The 19,955-nt window shown below is 70.9% G+C and carries 7 protein-coding genes; all 7 read left to right on the plus strand.

Annotation, left to right across the window (positions count from 1 at the left end):
* Window positions 1-21: 21 nt before the first annotated feature.
* Window positions 22-939, plus strand: a complete 918-nt coding sequence (locus AC3IX6_RS22820; protein ID WP_489364115.1) for an ornithine carbamoyltransferase — start codon at window positions 22-24, stop codon at window positions 937-939.
* Complete coding sequence (locus AC3IX6_RS22825; RefSeq protein WP_489364116.1) at window positions 915-2,294, plus strand: MFS transporter; 1,380 nt, start codon at window positions 915-917, stop codon at window positions 2,292-2,294. Before AC3IX6_RS22820 ends, AC3IX6_RS22825 begins: the two co-directional genes overlap by 25 nt.
* Window positions 2,287-3,066, plus strand: a complete 780-nt coding sequence (locus AC3IX6_RS22830) for an ABC transporter ATP-binding protein (RefSeq protein ID WP_489364118.1) — start codon at window positions 2,287-2,289, stop codon at window positions 3,064-3,066. Before AC3IX6_RS22825 ends, AC3IX6_RS22830 begins: the two co-directional genes overlap by 8 nt.
* Entirely contained in the window at window positions 3,063-5,552 is a 2,490-nt protein-coding gene (locus tag AC3IX6_RS22835) for an ABC transporter permease (protein ID WP_489364120.1), read from the plus strand. Before AC3IX6_RS22830 ends, AC3IX6_RS22835 begins: the two co-directional genes overlap by 4 nt.
* Window positions 5,553-5,770: 218 nt before the next feature.
* The gene (locus AC3IX6_RS22840; protein ID WP_489364122.1) at window positions 5,771-5,986 is read left to right on the plus strand and encodes an MbtH family protein; all 216 of its coding nucleotides are present in this window, start codon (window positions 5,771-5,773) and stop codon (window positions 5,984-5,986) included.
* A gap of 84 nt (window positions 5,987-6,070) precedes the next feature.
* Entirely contained in the window at window positions 6,071-17,002 is a 10,932-nt protein-coding gene (locus tag AC3IX6_RS22845; RefSeq protein WP_489364124.1) for an amino acid adenylation domain-containing protein, read from the plus strand.
* Window positions 16,999-19,869, plus strand: a complete 2,871-nt coding sequence (locus tag AC3IX6_RS22850) for a non-ribosomal peptide synthetase (protein WP_489364126.1) — start codon at window positions 16,999-17,001, stop codon at window positions 19,867-19,869. Before AC3IX6_RS22845 ends, AC3IX6_RS22850 begins: the two co-directional genes overlap by 4 nt.
* Window positions 19,870-19,955: the final 86 nt, after the last annotated feature.

Here is a 19,955-nt window from a genome sequence, read left to right on the forward strand (position 1 = left end):
GTCGAGACGAAGGGCGTGCCCGTGCGACACCTCATCTCCATCAGCGACCTGACCGACGACGACCTGCGAGACCTGGTCGAGCGAGGGGCGGAATTCGCCGCCGGGGCCCGCGCGAAGTCCCTGGCCGACGCGATCGTCGGCATCTACTTCCGGCGGACGTCCACCCGTACCCGTACCGCCTTCACCAGCGGCGCTCTGCGGCTCGGCGCGAAGGCGGTGACCTTCGGTCCCGACGATCTGCAGCTGAACACCGGGGAGACCACCGAGGACACCGGCCGGGTGCTGTCCGGCATGCTGGACCTGCTGGTGGCCCGTACCGCGGACGCCACCGAGGAGCTGCGGACCTGGGCGGCCGGCGGGCGGATGTCCGTCATCAACGCGATGAGCGCGGAGGAGCACCCCACCCAGGGGCTCACCGATCTCACCACGCTGCACCACCACTTCGGCCGGGTCGAGGGACTGCGGGTGCTGTACGTCGGCGAGGGCAACAACAGCGCCGCGGCGCTGGCGCTGGCCCTGACCCGGTTCCCCGGGATCGAGCTGGAGCTGCGGACACCGCCGGGCTACGGGCTGGCGCCGGAGATCCTCGCCACCGCTGCCGAACAGGCGCGGCGCAGCGGATCGAAGGTGTCCGAGCAGCACGACATGGCTGCCCGGCCCTCGGGGCTCGACGCCGTGTACACCACGCGGTGGCAGACCACCGGAACCAGTAAGGCCACCGCCGACTGGCGGGACGTCTTCGCACCGTTCCAGGTCACCCGCGAACTGTGGGAGGACAGCCCGGACGCGGTCTTCCTGCACGACCTTCCCGCCCACCGCGGCCAGGAGGTCACCGCCGAGGTGCTGGACGGTCCGGCGAGCATCGCCTTCACCCAGGCGACGCACAAACTGCACAGCGCGATGGCTGTCCTGGAATGGTGCTGGGCCGATCGGCCATGAGAGAGAAGAAGGGGGATCGAGTACGGCAAGGAAGCAAGAACGCGCTGCGGACGCTGGGCAGTTACCGCGACTTCCGGCTGCTGTGGACCGGCTCCGCCATGTCCGTCATGGCGGAGCGCTGCTCGGGGATGGCGTTCACGCTGCTCGTGCTGTGGCACACCGGATCGAAGAGCGCGGCCGGACTCGTGGCCTTCGCGGGGCTGTTGCCGGCCCTGCTGGTCCAGCTGCCGGCCGGTGTGATGGTGGACCGGCTGAACCGTCGGCGGGTGATGATGACGTGCGTCGTCGTGCGGATGGTCGCGGTCGCCACGGTGGCCGTGTCGCTCGTCGGGGACACCGTCTGGGTCTGGCACATCGCGACGGTGGCGTTCATCCAGAGCAGCATGACGGTCTTCTACCAGCTGTCCGAGCGGGCCATGGTCCGCAGTGTGGTGCCGCCCAGCCAGCTGGGGGCGGCGATGGCGACGAACGAGGCCCGTTCGCGGGGGGTCAACTTCGTCGGGCATCCGGTGAGCGGTGCCATGTTCGGCCTTTCGGCATGGATTCCGTTCATGTCGAGCGTCGGGCTGTACCTGCTCTCCCTGATCACTCTCGTGCGGCTGCGGGGGGAGAAGGAACCGCCGCCCAGGCCCGGCAACAAGCGCCGCAAGATGCGGGCCGACATCGCCGTCGGGCTGCGGTGGGTATGGGATCGGGCCTTTTTCCGTACGGCCCTGCTGATCATCGCGGGAAGCAATCTGGTCTTCCAGGGGCTCATCCTCACCGTGGCCGTCGTGGTCAGGGAGGACGGAGGCGCCGCGGGCACCATCGGGCTGATCATGGCGTCCGGGGGTATGGGAGGGCTGCTCGGAGCGTTGGCCGGCGGCTGGCTGAACCAGCGGCTGGCGATGCGCCAGATCATGATCGTGGCGCATGCGACCTGGGCGCTGGTCATGCCCGCAGCGGTATTTTTCAGACAACCCGTGGCACTTGGTGTTCTCTTCTTTATAACGTCTCATATAGGAGCCGCTGTTACTGTCTCCGGCATGTCCTACCAGGTGCGTATTACGCCCGACGACATGCAGGGGCGGGTCGGCAGCGTCGTCATGCTCCTTGTATCGGGGGCGAGTTCACTCGGTGCGCTCGGAACCGGATTTCTGCTGGAAGCGGTCGGCACGCGGACCACGCTCGTGGTCGTGTCGGGAGTGATGGTGGTACTCGCCCTGGTAGCCGCCGTGATCTTCACCAGGCCGGGTGCGGCGCTCGAGGACCGGCAGGGCAAGGCGCCGCCCCCACAGCCCGCGCCGGTCGCCATCGTGGACGGGGCGACGGCCGAACCCCTCACCAACGCGGAAATGCGGAGAATCGATGGATGACGCAGTGCGGCTCGAGTCGCTGACCAAGACCTATGGATCCGGGGACAGCGCGGTGACGGCGCTGCGCGAGGTCGAACTGTCCTTCCCCCGGGGGAGCTTCACCGCCATCATGGGCCCGTCGGGCTCCGGCAAGTCGACCCTCCTGCAGTGCGCCGCCGGACTCGACAGGCCCACATCGGGGCGGGTGTTCATCGACGGAAGGGACATCGTCGGGCTGAACGAGACCCAGCTCACCGAACTCCGGCGCGAGACGACGGGGTTCATCTTCCAGGCCTTCAATCTGCTGCCCTCGCTCACCGCCGAGCAGAACGTGGCGCTGCCGATGCGGCTGGCCGGGCGCAAGCCCAAGCGCCGGACCGTGCAGGAGGCGCTCGCCCAGGTGGGGCTGGAGAACAAGGCGGGCAGCAGGCCGAGCCAGCTCTCCGGCGGCCAGCAGCAGCGGGTCGCCATCGCCCGCGCGCTGGTGTCCCGGCCGGCCGTGCTCTTCGCGGACGAACCCACCGGCGCACTCGACCTGACCACGGGACGGGAACTGCTGGAGACCTTACGGAGGCTGGCGGGTGCGCCCGTGCAGGAGTCCGCTCTCGTGCCCGCCCCCGGTCACGGTGAACGCGTGACCACGACGATCGTGATGGTCACGCACGACCCGAACGTGGCCGCGTACGCGGACCGGGTGGTGTTCCTCGCCGACGGCAGCCTGGTCGGCGAGTTGCGCTCGCCCACCGCCGAGGCGGTCGCCGCGCGGATGACGGCGCTGGCGGTGTCGCGGTGATCAGGGTTGCCTTCCAGACCCTGCGGGCACGGTGGGTGTCGTTCCTCGGCACCGTCGTGGCGCTGGTGCTCGGCGTCGCGCAGGTCGCGGCCATGGGCGTACTCATCATGACCATGCTCGATCTGCCGGACCGGCCGGTGGAGCGGTTCTCCGGGGCTCCCGTCGTGGTGCAGGCGTCCGACCCGGACTGGGACCCGGCCCATCACGACCTCGGGATCCGGTCGCTCGCGGCCGCCCGGGGAATCCAGCCCGAGCTGATCGAGAAGGTCGCCGCGACCGGCGAGACCGTGGTCGACCGTGCCTTCTACGCCCAGCTGGAGGGCGGCCCCGAGGACCAGGTCGGCCACCCCTGGCCGGTGGCGCGGTTCGGCGGCTACGAGCTGGCCGACGGCAAGGAGCCCTCGGCCGCCCAGGAGGTCGTGGTCCCGTCCGACCGGGCCCGTACCGGCGACAAGGTGACGGTTCTGACCGCCTCCGGCGTCGCGCAGTACACGGTCAGCGGCACGGTCTCCCCGGTCGGCTGGGAGGACGCCGTCTTCTTCACCGACGCGGAGGCGGCCCGGCTCTCCCCGCGCGTCGAGTCCCTGGTGGCACTCGGCCCGCCGGCCGCGGTGCGGGCCGCCGTCGGCGACAGCGCCGCGGTGCTCACCGGCCAGGACCGGCACAAGGCGGATGCCAGCGAGGCGAGCGACCGCGAGACGCTGGACAACACCATCACGCTGGTTCCGGTGATGGCCAGCGTGGCGGGTACGACCGCGATCTTCGTGGTGGCCTCCACCTTCGCCTTCGCCGTGGTCCAGCGCCGCCGGGAGGTCGCGCTGCTGCGCACGGTCGGCGCCACCCCCAGGCAGGTGCGCAAGATGGTCCGCAACGAGGCGCTGCTCGTCGGCATCGTCGCCTCCGCGCTGGGCACGGTCCTGGGACTGCTCGGTGCGCAGCTGCTCGCCGACATGCTCATCGCGATGGACATCTCGCCGGAGTGGTTCACGGTGGAACCCTCGCTGCACTGGACCGTCCTGGCGCCGCTCGCCGCCGCCTTCCTGGTCGGCCTCCTCGTGGCGGTCGGCGGTGCGGCGGCCGCGGCCCGCAGGGCCGGCGGCATCCGTCCCATCGAGGCACTGCGCGAAGCGTCGGTCGACGACACGGGAGTGACGCCCGGCCGGGCGCTGCTCGGTGTCATCGCCCTGGTGGGCGGTGTCGGGTGGACGGCGTGGATCGCCGTCGCGTCCCCGACGAGCGTGCTCTCGCCCACGGTCTACGTCGTATCGCTGATGGTGCCGGTACTGGCCGCCGCGGTGCTCGCACCCCTGGTCGTCGGGCCGCTCACCAAGCTGCTGATGCTGCCCTTCCGGGGCGCGTCGGGGCCCACCGCGATGCTGGTGCGGGAGAGCGCGCTGACCTCGCGGCGGCGTACCGCTGCCACCGCGGCGCCCGTCCTGCTCACCGTCGGGCTCGCCTTCTCGCTGCTCGCCGCCACCGACTCGCTCGGCGCCGCCCGCGACAACGGCCTGCAGAACCGGGTCAGTTCGCAGTACGCACTCGCGCCCGACGGCACACCGGGCATCAGCCCGCAGGTGATCGAGCGCGTCGCGGCCATCGACGGCGTCCACGTCGCGGCGCCGATCCTCACCACCATCTACACCAAGGACGAGGACCGGTACGAGGAGAACGACGGGCTCGTGGTCGATCCCGCCGCGCTGAAGAAGACGATGGACCTGAAGATCATCGAGGGGTCCCTGGACGATCTCGACGACAACAGCACGGCCGTGGCCGATCTGTGGGGCATGGACGTCGGCGACAAGCTCGCCGTGGAGATGCCCGACGGCCAGAGCGTCGAGCTGCGGATCGCCGCGACCTACAAGGCGCTGCGGGGCGAGGACGTGGCCTATCTGCCGCAGCGGTTCGCCCCTTCGGCCGTCTACGCCCGGGACGGACTGGCCCGGCGCGCCTACATCACGCTGGACTCCGGTGCCGATCACGCCGCGGTCACCGCACAGATCCGCAAGGCGGTGGCCGGCGGCGGAGCGGCGTTCATGACCAGGGACCAGCTGGTCGCGTCCGAGAGCGCGTACGCACGCCACCTCACGGAGGTGCGGCAGCGTTCCACCGCGGTGATCATCATGATCTTCTGCTTCATCGCGATCCTCAACACGCTCCTCATGGCGACCGCCGACCGGCGCCGCGACCTGGCGGTGCTGCGGATGGCGGGAGCCACCCCGAAACAGGTCGTCCGGTTCTTCGTCGCCGAGTCCCTGCTGGTCTCCGCCATCGGAGTGGCGCTGGCACTGGCGGCCACGGCGGTCAACCTGGCCGGCCTGTGGGGCGCGCTGTTCCAGCTGTTCGGCACGACACCGATCGTCGTGCCGTACACGATCGTCCTCGCCGTCGCCGTCGTGTCCACCCTGCTCGCCGTGATCGGCACGGTGCTGCCCGTCGGTACGGCGCTGCGGGCGCGAACCGTCCAGCTCCTCGGCGCACGCGAGTAGCCCAGCCACGCCCACAGGGGGCGCCCGGCGGCCTTCCGGCTCCCGGGCGCCCCACCCGCACCACCCCGAGACCCACGCGGTCCGGTCCCGCCTCCCCCGACGGGACCGGGCCGCGTGCTGCGTTGTGGGCGCATGTCGACGGATGCGTTCAGTAGAGGCCCGGTATAGGCGGGCGTCCGAAGCTGAAGGCGAATCCGACCACCGAAAGGGAAACCGACATGCCTGACGAGCAGACCGACAACCGCGTCTACCGGGTCGTTCTGAACGACGAGGAGCAGTACTCGATCTGGGACGCGGACCGCGAGCTGCCGGCCGGCTGGCACACCGAGGGCACCGAGGGTGCCCGGCAGGTCTGCCTCGACCGGATCGAAGAGGTCTGGACGGACATGCGGCCCGCGAGCCTGCGCCGCCGCATGGAGACCTCCGGCGCCTGAGCACGGCCGCCGGCACGGCCGGCGGCAGCACCACGCAGACACCCAGTGAGACGTACGGAACGAAGGTCGGGAGGGGCGCTCAGCATGAGTACTGGTGAAGTTCGCACGGGCGGACAGGCCGAGGAGAGGCGCGAGGAACTGGTGCGCGCCCGACTCGCGGGAGGCCGTAGCGGCCGGCGTGCCGCAGTGGTGCCGGTCGAGCGGGGCGGACCACTGGTGCTCTCCCACGGCCAGCAGCAGATGTGGTTCCTGAGCAGGCTCGACCCGGACAGCTGGGAGTACAGCGTCCCGGTCGCACTGCGGCTGCACGGACCGCTCGACACCTCGGTGCTGCGCCGTAGCCTCGGGGAACTGGTGGCGCGGCACGAGATCCTGCGCACCCGGTACCGCCTCCAGGGCGGCGAGCCGGTCCAGCTGATCGACCCTCCCGCCCCGTTCGACCTTCCGGTCGAGGACCTCACGGGCACGGCGGACCTCGCCGAGCGGGAACGGCGCGCCCTCGCACTGGCCGAGGCCGAACCCGGCCGCCCCTTCGACCTGGAGAACGGCTCGCCGCTGCGGGCCCGGCTCATCCGGATCGCGGACGACCACCACCTGCTGGTCGTGGTCTTCCACCACGTCGCCTGCGACGAGTGGTCCGTCGGCCTCTTCATGTCCGAACTCTCCGAGGTGTACGGGGCGTTCGGCGAGGGCAAGCCGTCACCCCTGGCGCCGATGCCCGTCCAGTACGCCGACTACGCGGCCTGGCAGCACACCCGCCTCGCCGGAGACGACCTGACCAAGCAGCTCGACTACTGGCGCGGTCAGCTGGCCGGCAGCACCCCGCTCGAGGTGCCCACCGACCGGCGCCGCCCCGCCTCCCGGAGCTACGACGGCGACGCGGTTCCCGTCGAGATCCCGGCCCCGGTGGCGGAGAAGCTGCGCGCGCTCGGCTCCGCACACGGCGCCACCCCGTTCCAGACCCTGCTCGCCGGCTACCAGGCGCTGCTCTCCCGGTACACCGGGCGCGACGACGTGGCGGTCGCCACCGTGGTGTCGGGCCGAAGCCGTCCCGAACTGGAACGGCTCATCGGCTACGGCATCAACACCCTCGTCCTGCGCGGGCAGTGGCAGGGCGACCCGACCTTCCGGGACCTGCTCGTCGGCGCCCGCGAGACCGTCCTGGACGCCTTCGACAACCAGGAGTTCCCCTTCGCGCGGCTCGCGGACGAACTCGCGCCGGTGCGGGACATGTCCCGCACACCCCTCTGCCAGGTGGCCTTCACCATGCACCGGGAACGCACCCGGGACTTCCGGCTGCCCGGCGTCGAGGCGGAGTCCCTGCACGCGACCTCGCGCGTCTCGCGTTTCGACCTCACCCTTCAGCTGAGCGAATCCGCGGACGGCGGCGTCCGCGGCGCGCTGGAGTACAGCACCGCCCTCTACGACCGGGCCACCGCCGAACGCATGGCCCGGCACTTCGTGCGCCTGGTCGAATCGGCGGTCGCCGACCCGGACCTGCGGCTCTCCCGCCTCGACATGCTGGACGAGTCCGATCTGGCCGCCCTGCTGCCGGAGCCGCACTTCTTCGCGGGCCCCGGCCGCTGCGTCCACGAGCTCGTCGAAGACCGCGCGGCGGCCACCCCCGACGCGATCGCCCTCGTCTTCGGAAAGCAGCAGCTCAGCTACGCCGAACTCAACGCACGGGCCAACCGGCTCGCCCACTACCTGCGGGCCCACGGCGCCCGCCCCGGCGGACTCGTCGGCGTCAGCCTGGACCGGACCCTCGACCTGGTGCCGACCCTGCTCGCCGTGCTCAAGACGGGGGCCGGCTACCTGCCCCTGGACCCGGAGCACCCGGCCGACCGCATCAGCTACACGCTCAAGGACGCGGGCGCCTGGATCGTCGTCACCTCCGGCGCGCACGCCGCGCACCTGACCGACGTCGTCGACGGCCTGCTCGTGGTGCTGGACGGTGAAGCGGAGACCGCCGCCCTGGCCGCGGCCCCGGACACCAACCCCGCCTCCGGCGCACTGCCCGAAGACCTGATCTACACCATCTACACCTCCGGCTCCACCGGCCGCCCCAAGGGCGTCGGCCTCAGCCACACGAACGTGCTCCGGCTGCTCACCGCCACCGAGGCGCACTTCGGTTTCGACGAGAACGACGTATGGACGCTCTTCCATTCCTACGCCTTCGACATGTCGGTCTGGGAGATCTGGGGAGCCCTGGCCTACGGCGGCCGCCTCGTGGTCGTCCCGCCGGACGTGGCGCGCGCCCCCGAGGACTTCCTGCGCCTCCTCGCCGAGCAGCGGGTCACCGTCCTCAACCAGACCCCGTCCGCCTTCCGCAGCCTGGTCTCCCTCGCCGCCGACGGGGATCGCCTGATCGACGAACTCTCCTTGCGCGTCGTGGCGTTCGGCGGGGAACGGCTGGACATACCGGGCCTGAAGCCGTGGGTCGCCCGCCGCGGCCTGGAACGGACCGCACTGGCCAACCTGTACGGCATCACCGAGACCTGCGTCCACACCACGTACCACCTGCTCACCGAGTCCGACCTGGAGTCGGACACCGGGAACGCGATCGGGCTGCCGCTGCGCGACCTGCAGGTCCACCTGTTCGGCCCGCACGGCGAGCTGGTTCCCGTCGGAGTGCCCGGCGAGATCCACGTCGGCGGTCCCGGCGTCGCCCGCATGTACCTCAACCGGCCGGGACTGACCGCGGAACGCTTCGTACCCGACCCCTACGGAAAGCCGGGCTCCCGGCTGTACCGCAGCGGTGACCTCGCGAGCAGGCGGCCCGACGGCAGCCTCGACTACCTGGGCCGTATGGACCACCAGGTGAAGATCCGCGGCCACCGCATCGAACTGGGCGAGATCAAGGCCGCGCTGACCACCCACCCGCGCGTACGGGACGCGGTCGTCGTCGCCCGCGAGGACACCCCCGGCGATCGCCGGCTCGTGGCGTACGTCGTCCCCACCAGCGATGCCGTCGCCGCCCCCAGCGAACTGCGGACCCTGCTGGCCCGGACGCTCCCCGACTACATGATTCCGACGGCCTTCCTCGTCGTCGGAAAGATCCCGCTGACCGTCAACGGCAAGCTGGACCAGGCGGCGCTGCCCGCCCCCGACCGCAGCGCACTCGGTGTCGAGGCCGCCCACATCGCGCCGCGCACCGCCGCCGAGGAGGAGATGGTCGCGGTCTGGCGCGAGGTGCTCGGGGTCGAACAGGTCGGCGTCGAGGACAACTTCTTCGACCTGGGCGGCGACTCGCTGCGCGCGGTCGCCCTGGTCGGCGCACTGCGCGACGGCGAGTACGACGTGACGGTCCGCGATGTGTTCGAGCACCGGACCCCCGCCGAACTGGTCGCGTTCGTCACCGGACGCCCCGCTCCCGCCAAGGCCGAACCGGCCGTCGCGCCCTTCGCGCTGCTCGCCCGGGAGGACCGCGACCGCCTGCCGGCCGGCCTCGTCGACGCCTACCCGCTGGCACAGGTGCAGCTCGGCATGGTCGTCGAGATGCTCGCCGACGACGGCCGCAACCACTACCACAACTCGACCTGCTTCCGGATCCTCGACGACCGGACGTTCGACCGCGAGGTGCTCCAGCAGACCGTGGACACGGTGCTCGCCCGGCACGAGATCCTGCGCTCCTCGTTCGAGATCGAGGGCTACTCCGTACCGCTGCAGCTCGTCCACGCCCCGTCCGAGGTCACCTCGCCCGTCGGGGCACGGGATCTGCGGGGGCTCGACGCCGCCGCCGTCGAAGCGTCGCTGCGCGCCTTCATGGCCGAGGAGCGCACCCAGCTCTTCGACCTGACCCGGGCCCCGCTCATCCGCTTCACCGGACACGCCTGCGACGACGGCTCCTGGTGGCTGACCCTGACCGAGTGCCACGCCGTACTGGAGGGCTGGAGCCACCACTCCCTGCTGATGGAACTGGCCACGACCTACCGCGCGCTGCGCGACGGGACGCCGGTCGAGGAGCCCGCAACCGCCGCCGTGCGGTACGCGGACTTCGTCGCCGCCGAGCTGGTCTCCCTGGCCGGGGACGAGGACCGCGCCTACTGGCGGACGATCCTCGAGAACAACGCCTCCTTCGAGCTCCCCGCCGGCTGGGGCGACGACCCCGCGGAGACACCGCGCGGACTGCACCGCGCCTGGGTTCCGTACCACGACCTGGACGCGGGGCTGCGGACCCTGGCCAGCAAGGCGAAGGTCCCGATCAAGAGCGTCCTGCACGCGGCGCACCTCAAGGTGATGAGCCAGCTCACGCCGGAGGAGTCCTTCTTCACCGCCCTGGTGACCAACGCCAGGCCGGAGGCCGTGGGCGCCGAGCGGGTGTACGGGGTCTACCTGAACCCGCTGCCCTTCGCCTTCACCCGCGGCGCCGCGACCTGGCGTGACCTGGTGCGCCAGGTCTTCGACCAGGAGATCGAGGTGTGGCCGCACCGCCGGTATCCGCTGGGCGTGATGCAGCGCGAGCTCAGCACGAGCGACCGACTGGTGAACGTGCGCTTCAGCTACCAGAACTTCCGCCAGGTCGACCAGGACCTCGTCGACTACCCGGCCACGCTCGACGACAGCCCCACCGAGTTCCCGCTGGGTGTCTCCACCCGCGCCGGGTTCATGGTGATCACCGCGAACCGGCACCTCATCGGCAGGGCGGGCACGGACCGCCTCGCGGCGATGTACCGGTCGGTGCTGGAGTCGATGGCCGCGGACGTGGAGGGTGACGCCCGTCAGGTGTTCCTGCCCGGTGGTGAGCGGGAGCAGGTGCTGACCGGGTGGAACGATTCGGCGGTCGTGGTGCCCGAGATCTCGGTGCCGGAGCTGGTGGCGCGTCGGGTGGTGGAGTCGCCGGGTGCGGTGGCTGTGGAGGCGGGTGACGGGTCGTTGTCGTTCGCGGAGTTGGATGTGCGGGCGAATCGTCTTGCGCATCGTCTGCGTGCGGCTGGTGTGGGTCCGGAGTCGATGGTGGCGGTGTTGCTGGATCGTTCGGTGGATCTGGTGGTGTCGTTGCTCGCGGTGTGGCGTGCGGGCGGTGGGTTCGTTCCGATGGACCCGGTACTGCCGGCAGCCCGCATCGCGGGCATGGTGGCCGACGCCCGGGTGACGGTCGCCGTGACCTCGAATGCGTACGCGGACCGGTTCGACGTGGCCGTGGTGCGGGTCGACGACGAGGACGGCGTGTCCTCGTTCCCGGTGTCGGCTCCGGATGTGGTTGTTGATCTGGATTCGGTGGCGTACACGGTGTTCACGTCGGGTTCGACGGGTCGGCCGAAGGGTGTGCAGGTTTCGCATCGCAGTCTGGTGAACCATGTGGACTGGGCGGTACGGGAGTTGGTGGCATCGGGTTCGGGTGGTGCGCCGGTGTTCTCGTCGGTGGCGTTCGACCTGGTGGTGCCGAATGTGTGGGCGCCGCTTGCCGCGGGGCAGCGGGCGTGGCTGTGGGACGGTGAGCTGACGGAGCTGGGCGAGAGCTTGGCTGCGGCGGGTCCGTTCTCCTTCATGAAGCTGACCCCCGGCCACCTGGAGGTGTTGTCAGGTCAGCTGTCAGATGCCCAGATCGCTTCGCTCACGTCTCGTGTGGTGGTTGCGGGTGAGGCGTTGCCTGGTGGTCTGGTGGAGCGTTGGCGGGTCCTGCTGGGTGAGGGCCGGGTGCTCAATGAGTACGGTCCGACCGAGGCGACGGTAGGTACGTGTGTGTTCCCGCTGGTGGAGGCGTTCGAGGGTGTGGTGCCGATCGGGCGTCCGCTGCCGAACATGATCATGCGGGTCCTGGACGCGGGCTTGCAGCCGGTCCCGGTCGGTGCGGTGGGGGAGTTGTTCGTCGGGGGTACGGGTGTGGCACGCGGCTACGCGTTCCGCCCCGGTGCCACGGCTGAGCGGTTCGTGCCGGACCCGTTCGGGCCGGCGGGTGCGCGGCTCTATCGCACGGGTGACCTGGCGCGGTGGCGCAGTGATGGTGCGGTCGAGTTCCTGGGCCGGATCGATGACCAGGTCAAGGTCCGCGGGTATCGCATCGAGCTCGGTGAGATCCGGGCCGCGCTGGTCGCTCATCCGCAGGTCACCGACGCCACCGTGGTGGTGTCCGAGGACCAGCGCCTCATCGCCTACGTCGTCGGCGCCACCGACGACCTGTCGGCCTGGCTGGCCGGCTCGCTGCCGGAGTACATGGTCCCGTCCGTCTTCGTCGGCCTCGACGCGCTCCCGCTGACGGCCAACGGCAAGATCGACCGGCGCGCTCTCCCCGACCCCGAAGGATCGGCCGCGGACACCTACGTGGCCCCCCGCACGCCCACCGAGGAACGCATCGCCGCCGTGTGGAGTGGCGTTCTCGGGCTGGAGCGGGTCGGGGTGGAGGACAACTTCTTCGATCTGGGCGGTCACTCGATCAAGGCCATCGCCCTGGTCGGTGCCCTGCGCGCCGAAGGCTTCGAAGCCGGGGTCCGGGACGTCTTCCAGCACCGTACGGTCGCCGGACTCGCCACCGCACTCACGGGAACGGAACCCGTCACCGAGTCCGCGGTCGTCGCACCGTTCGCGCTGATCGGTGACGAGGACAGGGCGAAGCTGCCCGAGGGCCTCGTGGACGCCTTCCCGCTGGCGCAGGTACAGCTCGGCATGCTGGTCGAGATGCTCGCCGACGAGGGCCTGAACAAGTACCACAACACCACCGCGTTCCGGATCAGGGACGGACGCCCGTTCGACGTCGAGGCCCTGCGCCGCTCCGGGCAGGCCGTGGTGGAACGCCACGAGATGCTCCGCGCGTCCTTCGACCTCGAAGGCTTCGCCGTGCCGCTCCAGCTCATCCACGCGAGCGCCGTCATCCCGGTGACCGTGCAGGATCTGCGAGGCCTCGACGCCGAGCAGCAGGCAACCGCACGCCGGGCGCACATCACGGCCGAGCGGGCCGAGACGTTCGACCTGTCCCGCGCCCCGCTCCTGCGCATCTCCGCGCTCGTCGAGTCCGACGAGGCCTGGTGGCTGTCGGTCAGTGTCTGCCACCCGATCACGGAGGGCTGGAGCCACCGCACGCTCCTCAGCGACATCGTCGAGGGGTACCTGCGGGTCCGCAGCGGTGAAACCCTGCCCGAGGTGGAAGTCCCTGCCGTGCGGTACGCGGACTTCGTCGCCGCCGAGCTGGCGTCGCTGGCCTCGGAGGAGGACAGGAACTACTGGAGCGACGTACTCGGCTCGCACGCCAAGTTCGAGCTGCCGTCCGGGTGGGGCGACGCGGAGCCGGGACACCGTGCGCACACCGTGCACGTACCGCTCGGCGACCTCACCCCGGCGCTCCGGGCTGCCGCGAGCGGCACCGGAACGTCGCTCAAGGCCGTGCTGCACGCGGCGCACCTGAAGGTGATGAGCCAGCTCACCGTCGAGGACTCCTTCTGCACCGGCCTGGTCTCCAGCGGCCGGCCCGAGGTCGTGGGCGCCGAGCGGGTCTACGGCATGTACCTCAACACCGTGCCGTTCGCCTACGAGCGCGGCGCACGGACCTGGCGGGAGCTGATCCGCCAGGTCTTCGACCAGGAAGGCACGCTCTGGCCGCACCGGCGCTTCCCGATGCCGGTGATGCAGCGCGAACTGAGTGACGGCACGCGACTCCTCGACGTGCGCTTCAGCTATCTCGACCTGGCGGACGCCCAGGCGGAGACCGACGTCGTGGACGCCGACTCCGGGGACGGCGAGGGTGCCACGGAGTTCGGCCTCGCCGTCGCGGCCCGAGGCAGCGGTCTGCTCCTCACGGTCAACCCCCACGTACTCGGCGCCGCCGGCGCGCAGCGGATCGCCGCGATGTACCGGTCGGTGCTGGAGTCGATGGCCGCGGACGTGGAGGGTGACGCCCGTCAGGTGTTCCTGCCCGGTGGTGAGCGGGAGCAGGTGCTGACCGGGTGGAACGATTCGGCGGCGGCGGTGCCCGAGATCTCGGTGCCCGAACTGGTGGGCCTCTGGGCTGCCAAGGAACCGGGTGCGGTGGCTGTGGAGGCGGGTGACGGGTCGTTGTCGTTCGCGGAGTTGGATGTGCGGGCGAATCGTCTTGCGCATCGTCTGCGTGCGGCTGGTGTGGGTCCGGAGTCGACGGTCGCGGTGTTGCTGGATCGTTCGGTCGATCTGGTGGTGTCGTTGCTCGCGGTGTGGCGTGCGGGCGGTGGGTTCGTTCCGATGGACCCGGTGCTGCCGGCAGCCCGCATCGCGGGGATGGTCGAGGACGCCAGGGTGGGTGTGGCGTTGACGTCGGCTGCGTATGCGGATCGCTTCCCGGGTGTGGAGACGGTACTGGCCGGGGGTGATGTGTCCTCGTTCCCGGTGTCGGCTCCGGATGTGGTTGTTGATCTGGATTCGGTGGCGTACACGGTGTTCACGTCGGGTTCGACGGGTCGGCCGAAGGGTGTGCAGGTTTCGCATCGCAGTCTGGTGAACCATGTGGACTGGGCGGTACGGGAGTTGGTGGCATCGGGTTCGGGTGGTGCGCCGGTGTTCTCGTCGGTGGCGTTCGACCTGGTGGTGCCGAATGTGTGGGCGCCGCTTGCCGCGGGGCAGCGGGCGTGGCTGTGGGACGGTGAGCTGACGGAGCTGGGCGAGAGCTTGGCTGCGGCGGGTCCGTTCTCCTTCATGAAGCTGACCCCCGGCCACCTGGAGGTGTTGTCAGGTCAGCTGTCAGATGCCCAGATCGCTTCGCTCACGTCTCGTGTGGTGGTTGCGGGTGAGGCGTTGCCTGGTGGTCTGGTGGAGCGTTGGCGGGTCCTGCTGGGTGAGGGCCGGGTGCTCAATGAGTACGGTCCGACCGAGGCGACGGTAGGTACGTGTGTGTTCCCGCTGGTGGAGGCGTTCGAGGGTGTGGTGCCGATCGGGCGTCCGCTGCCGAACATGATCATGCGGGTGTTGGACGCGGGCTTGCAGCCGGTCCCGGTCGGTGCGGTGGGGGAGTTGTTCGTCGGGGGTACGGGTGTGGCGCGCGGCTACGCGTTCCGCCCCGGTGCCACGGCTGAGCGGTTCGTGCCGGACCCGTTCGGGCCGGCGGGTGCGCGGCTCTATCGCACGGGTGACCTGGCGCGGTGGCGCAGTGATGGTGCGGTCGAGTTCCTGGGCCGGATCGATGACCAGGTGAAGGTCCGCGGGTATCGCATCGAGCTCGGTGAGATCCGGGCCGCGCTGGTCGCTCATCCGCAGGTCACCGACGCCACCGTGGTGGTGTCCGAGGACCAGCGCCTCATCGCCTACGTCGTCGGCGCCACCGACGACCTGGCCGAAGGGCTCGGGGCCCTACTTCCCGAGTACATGGTCCCGTCCGTCTTCATCGGGCTCGACGCCCTCCCCCTGACGGCCAACGGCAAGATCGACCGGCGCGCTCTCCCCGACCCCGAGGGATCGGCCGAGGACACGTACCTCGCCCCCCGAACCCCCACCGAGGAACGCATCGCCGCTGTCTGGCGCCGTGTGCTGGGGCTGGAGCGGGTCGGGGTGGAGGACAACTTCTTCGATCTGGGCGGTCACTCGATCAAGGCCATCGCCCTGGTCGGTGCCCTGCGCGCCGAAGGCTTCGAAGCCGGGGTCCGGGACGTCTTCCAGCACCGTACGGTCGCCGGACTCGCCACCGCACTCGCCGGAACGGAGCCCGGCCGGGAGGACGTGGTGGTCGCGCCGTTCGCCCAGGTGTCGGACGGGATCCGGGCGGCGCTCCCGGCCGGTCTGGTCGACGCTTACCCGATCTCCAAGGTGCAGCTCGGGATGCTGGTCGAGATGCTCGCCGACGACGGGCTGAACAAGTACCACAACACGTCCACCTTCCGGATCAAGGACGGCCGGCCCTTCGACGCCGACGCCCTGCGCCGTGCGGGGCGGACGATCGTGGAACGCCACGAGATGCTGCGGACGTCGTTCTCCCTGGAGGAGTTCGACATCCCCCTCCAACTGGTCCGTGCGAGCGCCGTCATTCCGGTGGCCGTACGGGACCTGCGGGGCCTGGACGCCGAACAGTTCGCGGAAGCGCGCCGGGTACACATCGCGGCCGAACGGGCCGAGCTGTTCGACCTCGGGCGGCCTCCCCTGCTCCGCATCGCCGCACTCGTCGAGTCCGACGCGGCCTGGCACCTGGGCTTCACGCACTGCCACGCCATCACCGAGGGGTGGAGCCAGCAGTCGCTGCTGATGGAGGTGCTCGACCTCTACCGGGCGTACGCCGCCGGTGAGGAGCCGGAGCAGCCGGAGCCGACGGCCGTGCGCTACGCCGACTTCATCGCCGCGGAGCAGGAGTCGCTGGAGTCGGACGAGGACAAGGACTACTGGCAGGGGATCGTCGACCGGTACGCGATGTGCGTGCTCCCCGCGGACTGGGGCGACGGCAACGGTGCTCCGCGCGAGGACTTCAAGCTGTCGGTGGAGTTCCGCGACATCGAGCCCGCTCTGCGTGCGCTGGCCACGTCCAGCGGCACGTCGTTCAAGGCGGTGCTGCTGGCCACGCACCTGAAGGTGCTGGGCACGGTGACCAACGAGCCGGCTTTCCACACGGGAGTGCTGTACAGCGCACGCCCGGAGGTTCCCGGGGCCGAGCGGGTCTACGGCATGTACCTCAACACCCTGCCGTTCGCGCACGACCGCACGGCGAGGACCTGGCGCGAGCTGGTCCGTCAGGTCTTCGACCGCGAGGCCGAGGTGTACGGCCACCGCCGCCATCCGCTTCCCGCGGTGCAGCGACTGGCGGGCGGGCGAAGGCTGTTCGACATCATGTACCGCTACCAGGACTTCCATCAGGTGGACACCGGGACGGTCGATGTCCAGGGCGGGGCGGGGGACAGTTCCAACGAGTTCACCCTGTCGATCGCGAACGTGCCGGGGCGGCTGGTCCTGCGGGCGGTCAGCACCGGTCTGAACCGTGCGAACGCCGAGCGGCTTGCCGGCATGTACCGGGCGGTGCTGGAGGCCATGGCGGCCGACCCCGACGGAGACGTCGACGCGGCACTCCTGTCCACGGCGGAGCTGACCCGGGTTCTCGAGGACTGGAACGACACCGAGGTGGAGTGGGGATGAGCAGATATGTGCACGAGGTGATCGAGGCGACCGTCTCGGCCACCCCCGATGCCGTCGCCGTGCAGGTGGGCGCGGAGACCCTCACGTACCGCGAGCTCGACGTCCGGGCCAACCGGATCGCGCACCGGCTGCGTGACGCCGGGGTGGGGCCCGAGTCCGTGGTCGGTGTCCTGCTGAACCGCGGGCCGGACACCCTGCCGTGTCTGCTGGGGATCTGGAAGGCGGGCGGCTCCCATCTGCCGCTGGACGCCGCACTGCCGGCGGACCGGCTGACCTACATGCTCGACTCCGCGGGAGCCCGGCTGATCGTGACGCAGGGAGGCCTGTACGAGCGCCTCGGCGGGGGTTACGACGGTGAGGTCGTCGATCTCGACCGTGACCGCGCCCTGATCGCGGCCCGGCCGGACACCGGTGTGGACGTGCCGGCGGACCGGGACCCGAAGGACCCGTCCCGCGGGCACCGGCTCGCCTACACGCTGTTCACCTCCGGCTCCACCGGACGTCCCAAGGGGGTGCAGATCGCGCACTCCTCCCTGCTGAACGTCCTGTTCTCGATGCGGGAGCGGTACGGGGCGAATCCGGACCACGTCTGGCTGGCGCCCACGTCGCTGTCCTTCGACATCTCGACGACCGAGCTCTACCTGCCGCTGATCACGGGCGGCCGGGTGGTGCTCGCCGATGACGGGGAAGCACGCGACGCGGCCGCACAGCTGCGGCTGATCGAATCCGCCGGGGTCACCCATGCGGAGGCCACCCCGGCCGGGTGGAAGCTCCTCATCGCCGCCGGGCTCGGCCGTGTCCCGCTCACCGCCATCACCGGTGGTGAGGACTGCCCGCCCGCGCTGGCCCGTGATCTGGGCGGCCGGGTGGACCGGCTGGTCAACCAGTACGGTCCGACCGAGACGACGGTCTGGGCCACCGCCTGGGAGGTCGCGCCGGACGCCGGCAGCGTGCCGATCGGGCGTCCCATCCACAACTACCGGGCCTACGTGCTGGATGCCGTACAGCGGCCCGTGCCGGTGGGCGTGGTCGGGGAGCTGTACATCGCGGGCGCCGGTGTGGCCCGCGGGTACGTCGGCCGGCCGGGGCTGACGGCCGAGCGGTTCCTCCCGGAGCCGTTCGGCGGTCGCCCGGGTTCGCGGATGTACCGGACCGGCGACCTGGCCCGGTACCGGGCGGACGGGGAGCTGGAGTGCCTCGGCCGGATCGACAACCAGGTGAAGATACGGGGCTACCGCATCGAACTGGGCGAGATCGAGGAAGTGCTGCTGGCCCACCCCGAGGTCAGGGACGCGACCGTGATCGCACGCGAGGACGGCAACGGCGAGAAGCTGCTCGTCGCCTACGCGGTCACCGGCGGGGCCGCCGAACAGGCGCAGTTGCGCGCACACCTGGCCGCTTCACTGCCCTCGTACATGGTGCCCACCGCGTTCGTCCTGCTCGACGCGATGCCGCTGAACCCGTCCGGCAAGGTCGACCGCAAGGCACTGCCCGCACCCGGCCGTACGGCGCTGGTCGCCGACCGGGAGTACGTGGCGCCGCGCACCAGGACCGAGCGGCTGCTGGTGGAGACCTGCGCCGAGGTGCTCCACGTGCCCGAAGTGGGCGTACGGGACCGGCTGCTGGACCTGGGAGCCGACTCGATGCGGATCGTCCATGTGATGGCCGCCGCCCGGAAGGCCGGGCTCGACCTCACCCTGCGCATGCTGCTGGACAGCGAGACCATCGAGGATCTCGCGCTGACGATCGACGGTGCGAAGCCCGGAACCGGGCACGCCGACCCGACCGGGACGACCGAGCCGACCGGGACGACCGATGAGGGAGAGGGCAGGCCGATGACCGTTGCCATCGCAGGAGGCCCCCGGGCCGCGTCCGACGTGGCCGGGGCCATGGAGGCGCACAGGGTGCCGGGTGCCGCGGTCGCGCTCCTCCGGGACGGCCAGCTGGTCGGGGTGCAGGCCTACGGGATCAGGGCGGCCGGGACCGGTGCTCCGGTGACGCTGCGGACCCGCTTCCAGGCCGGGTCGATCAGCAAGCACGTCACGGCGTTCGCCGCGCTGCGTCTCGTCGACCGGGGCGTGCTCGACCTGGACGCGGACGTCGACGGCTATCTGACCGGCCGCCGCGCACCCAGGGCGTCCGGTGGCGGTCCGCTGACGCTGCGGCACCTGCTGTCGAACACGGCGGGCCTGTCACAGACGTCCGCGACCTGGTGGCGGCCCGGTGAGGCCATGCCGAAGCTGTCGGCCGTACTGGACGAGGTGGAGGCCGAGCACGAGCCCGGGGCGCTGTTCCGCAAGGCGGGCAGCCAGTGGGCCGTGATCGAGCAGCTGCTGACCGATGTGACCGGGCAGGAGTTCCAGGAGCTGGCGGCGGAGCTGGTGTTCGGCCCCCTGGGCATGCGGGACAGTTCCTTCCTGGCTCCCGAGGACCCGCACGCCGCGGGCCGGGACGTCGCCGACGGTCACGACCAGCACGGCGGTGCCCTCCTGGACGGCTACCGGGTGCGTCCGGTGCTCGCGGGCAGCGGGCTGTGGTCCTCGCCCACGGATCTGGCCCAGCTGGCCGTGGAGATCCGGCAGGCCCACCGGGGCTTCTCGGACCTGCTGTCCGCGAAGTCCGCCGGCGTCATGCTCACGGAGGAGTTCCCCGGGAGCTTCTACGGTCTGGGCACCGTGGTCGACGGCTCGATGGCGGACCCGGAGTTCGGGCACGGCGGGCAGACGGCCGGATTCCGAGCGCTGACCTCGCTGCAACTGCGCTCCGGCAACGGCTGCGTGGTGATGACCAACTCCGACAACGGCAAGCAGGTGCACAAGGTCGTGGCGGCGCTCCTCGGCCGTGATGTGGACATCACGGCGGGCTGAACCGCACGCCGCACCCCCGGACGGGACGAGCCGCCGGTTCGCCGAGCGGCCCGTCCCGGCCCGGGACACGGCGTGGGGGCGAGGCT

The sequence above is a fragment of the Streptomyces sp. GL_141 genome (genome assembly GCF_057834385.1).

Excerpts from the sequence above, each read along its gene's own strand:
- AC3IX6_RS22850 (WP_489364126.1), top strand. The coding sequence starts at position 16,999 with ATGAGCAGATATGTGCACGAGGTGATCGAGGCGACCGTCTCGGCCACC.
- AC3IX6_RS22845 (WP_489364124.1), top strand. The coding sequence starts at position 6,071 with ATGAGTACTGGTGAAGTTCGCACGGGCGGACAGGCCGAGGAGAGGCGC.
- AC3IX6_RS22840 (WP_489364122.1), top strand. The coding sequence starts at position 5,771 with ATGCCTGACGAGCAGACCGACAACCGCGTCTACCGGGTCGTTCTGAAC.
- AC3IX6_RS22830 (WP_489364118.1), top strand. The coding sequence starts at position 2,287 with ATGGATGACGCAGTGCGGCTCGAGTCGCTGACCAAGACCTATGGATCC.
- AC3IX6_RS22825 (WP_489364116.1), top strand. The coding sequence starts at position 915 with ATGGTGCTGGGCCGATCGGCCATGAGAGAGAAGAAGGGGGATCGAGTA.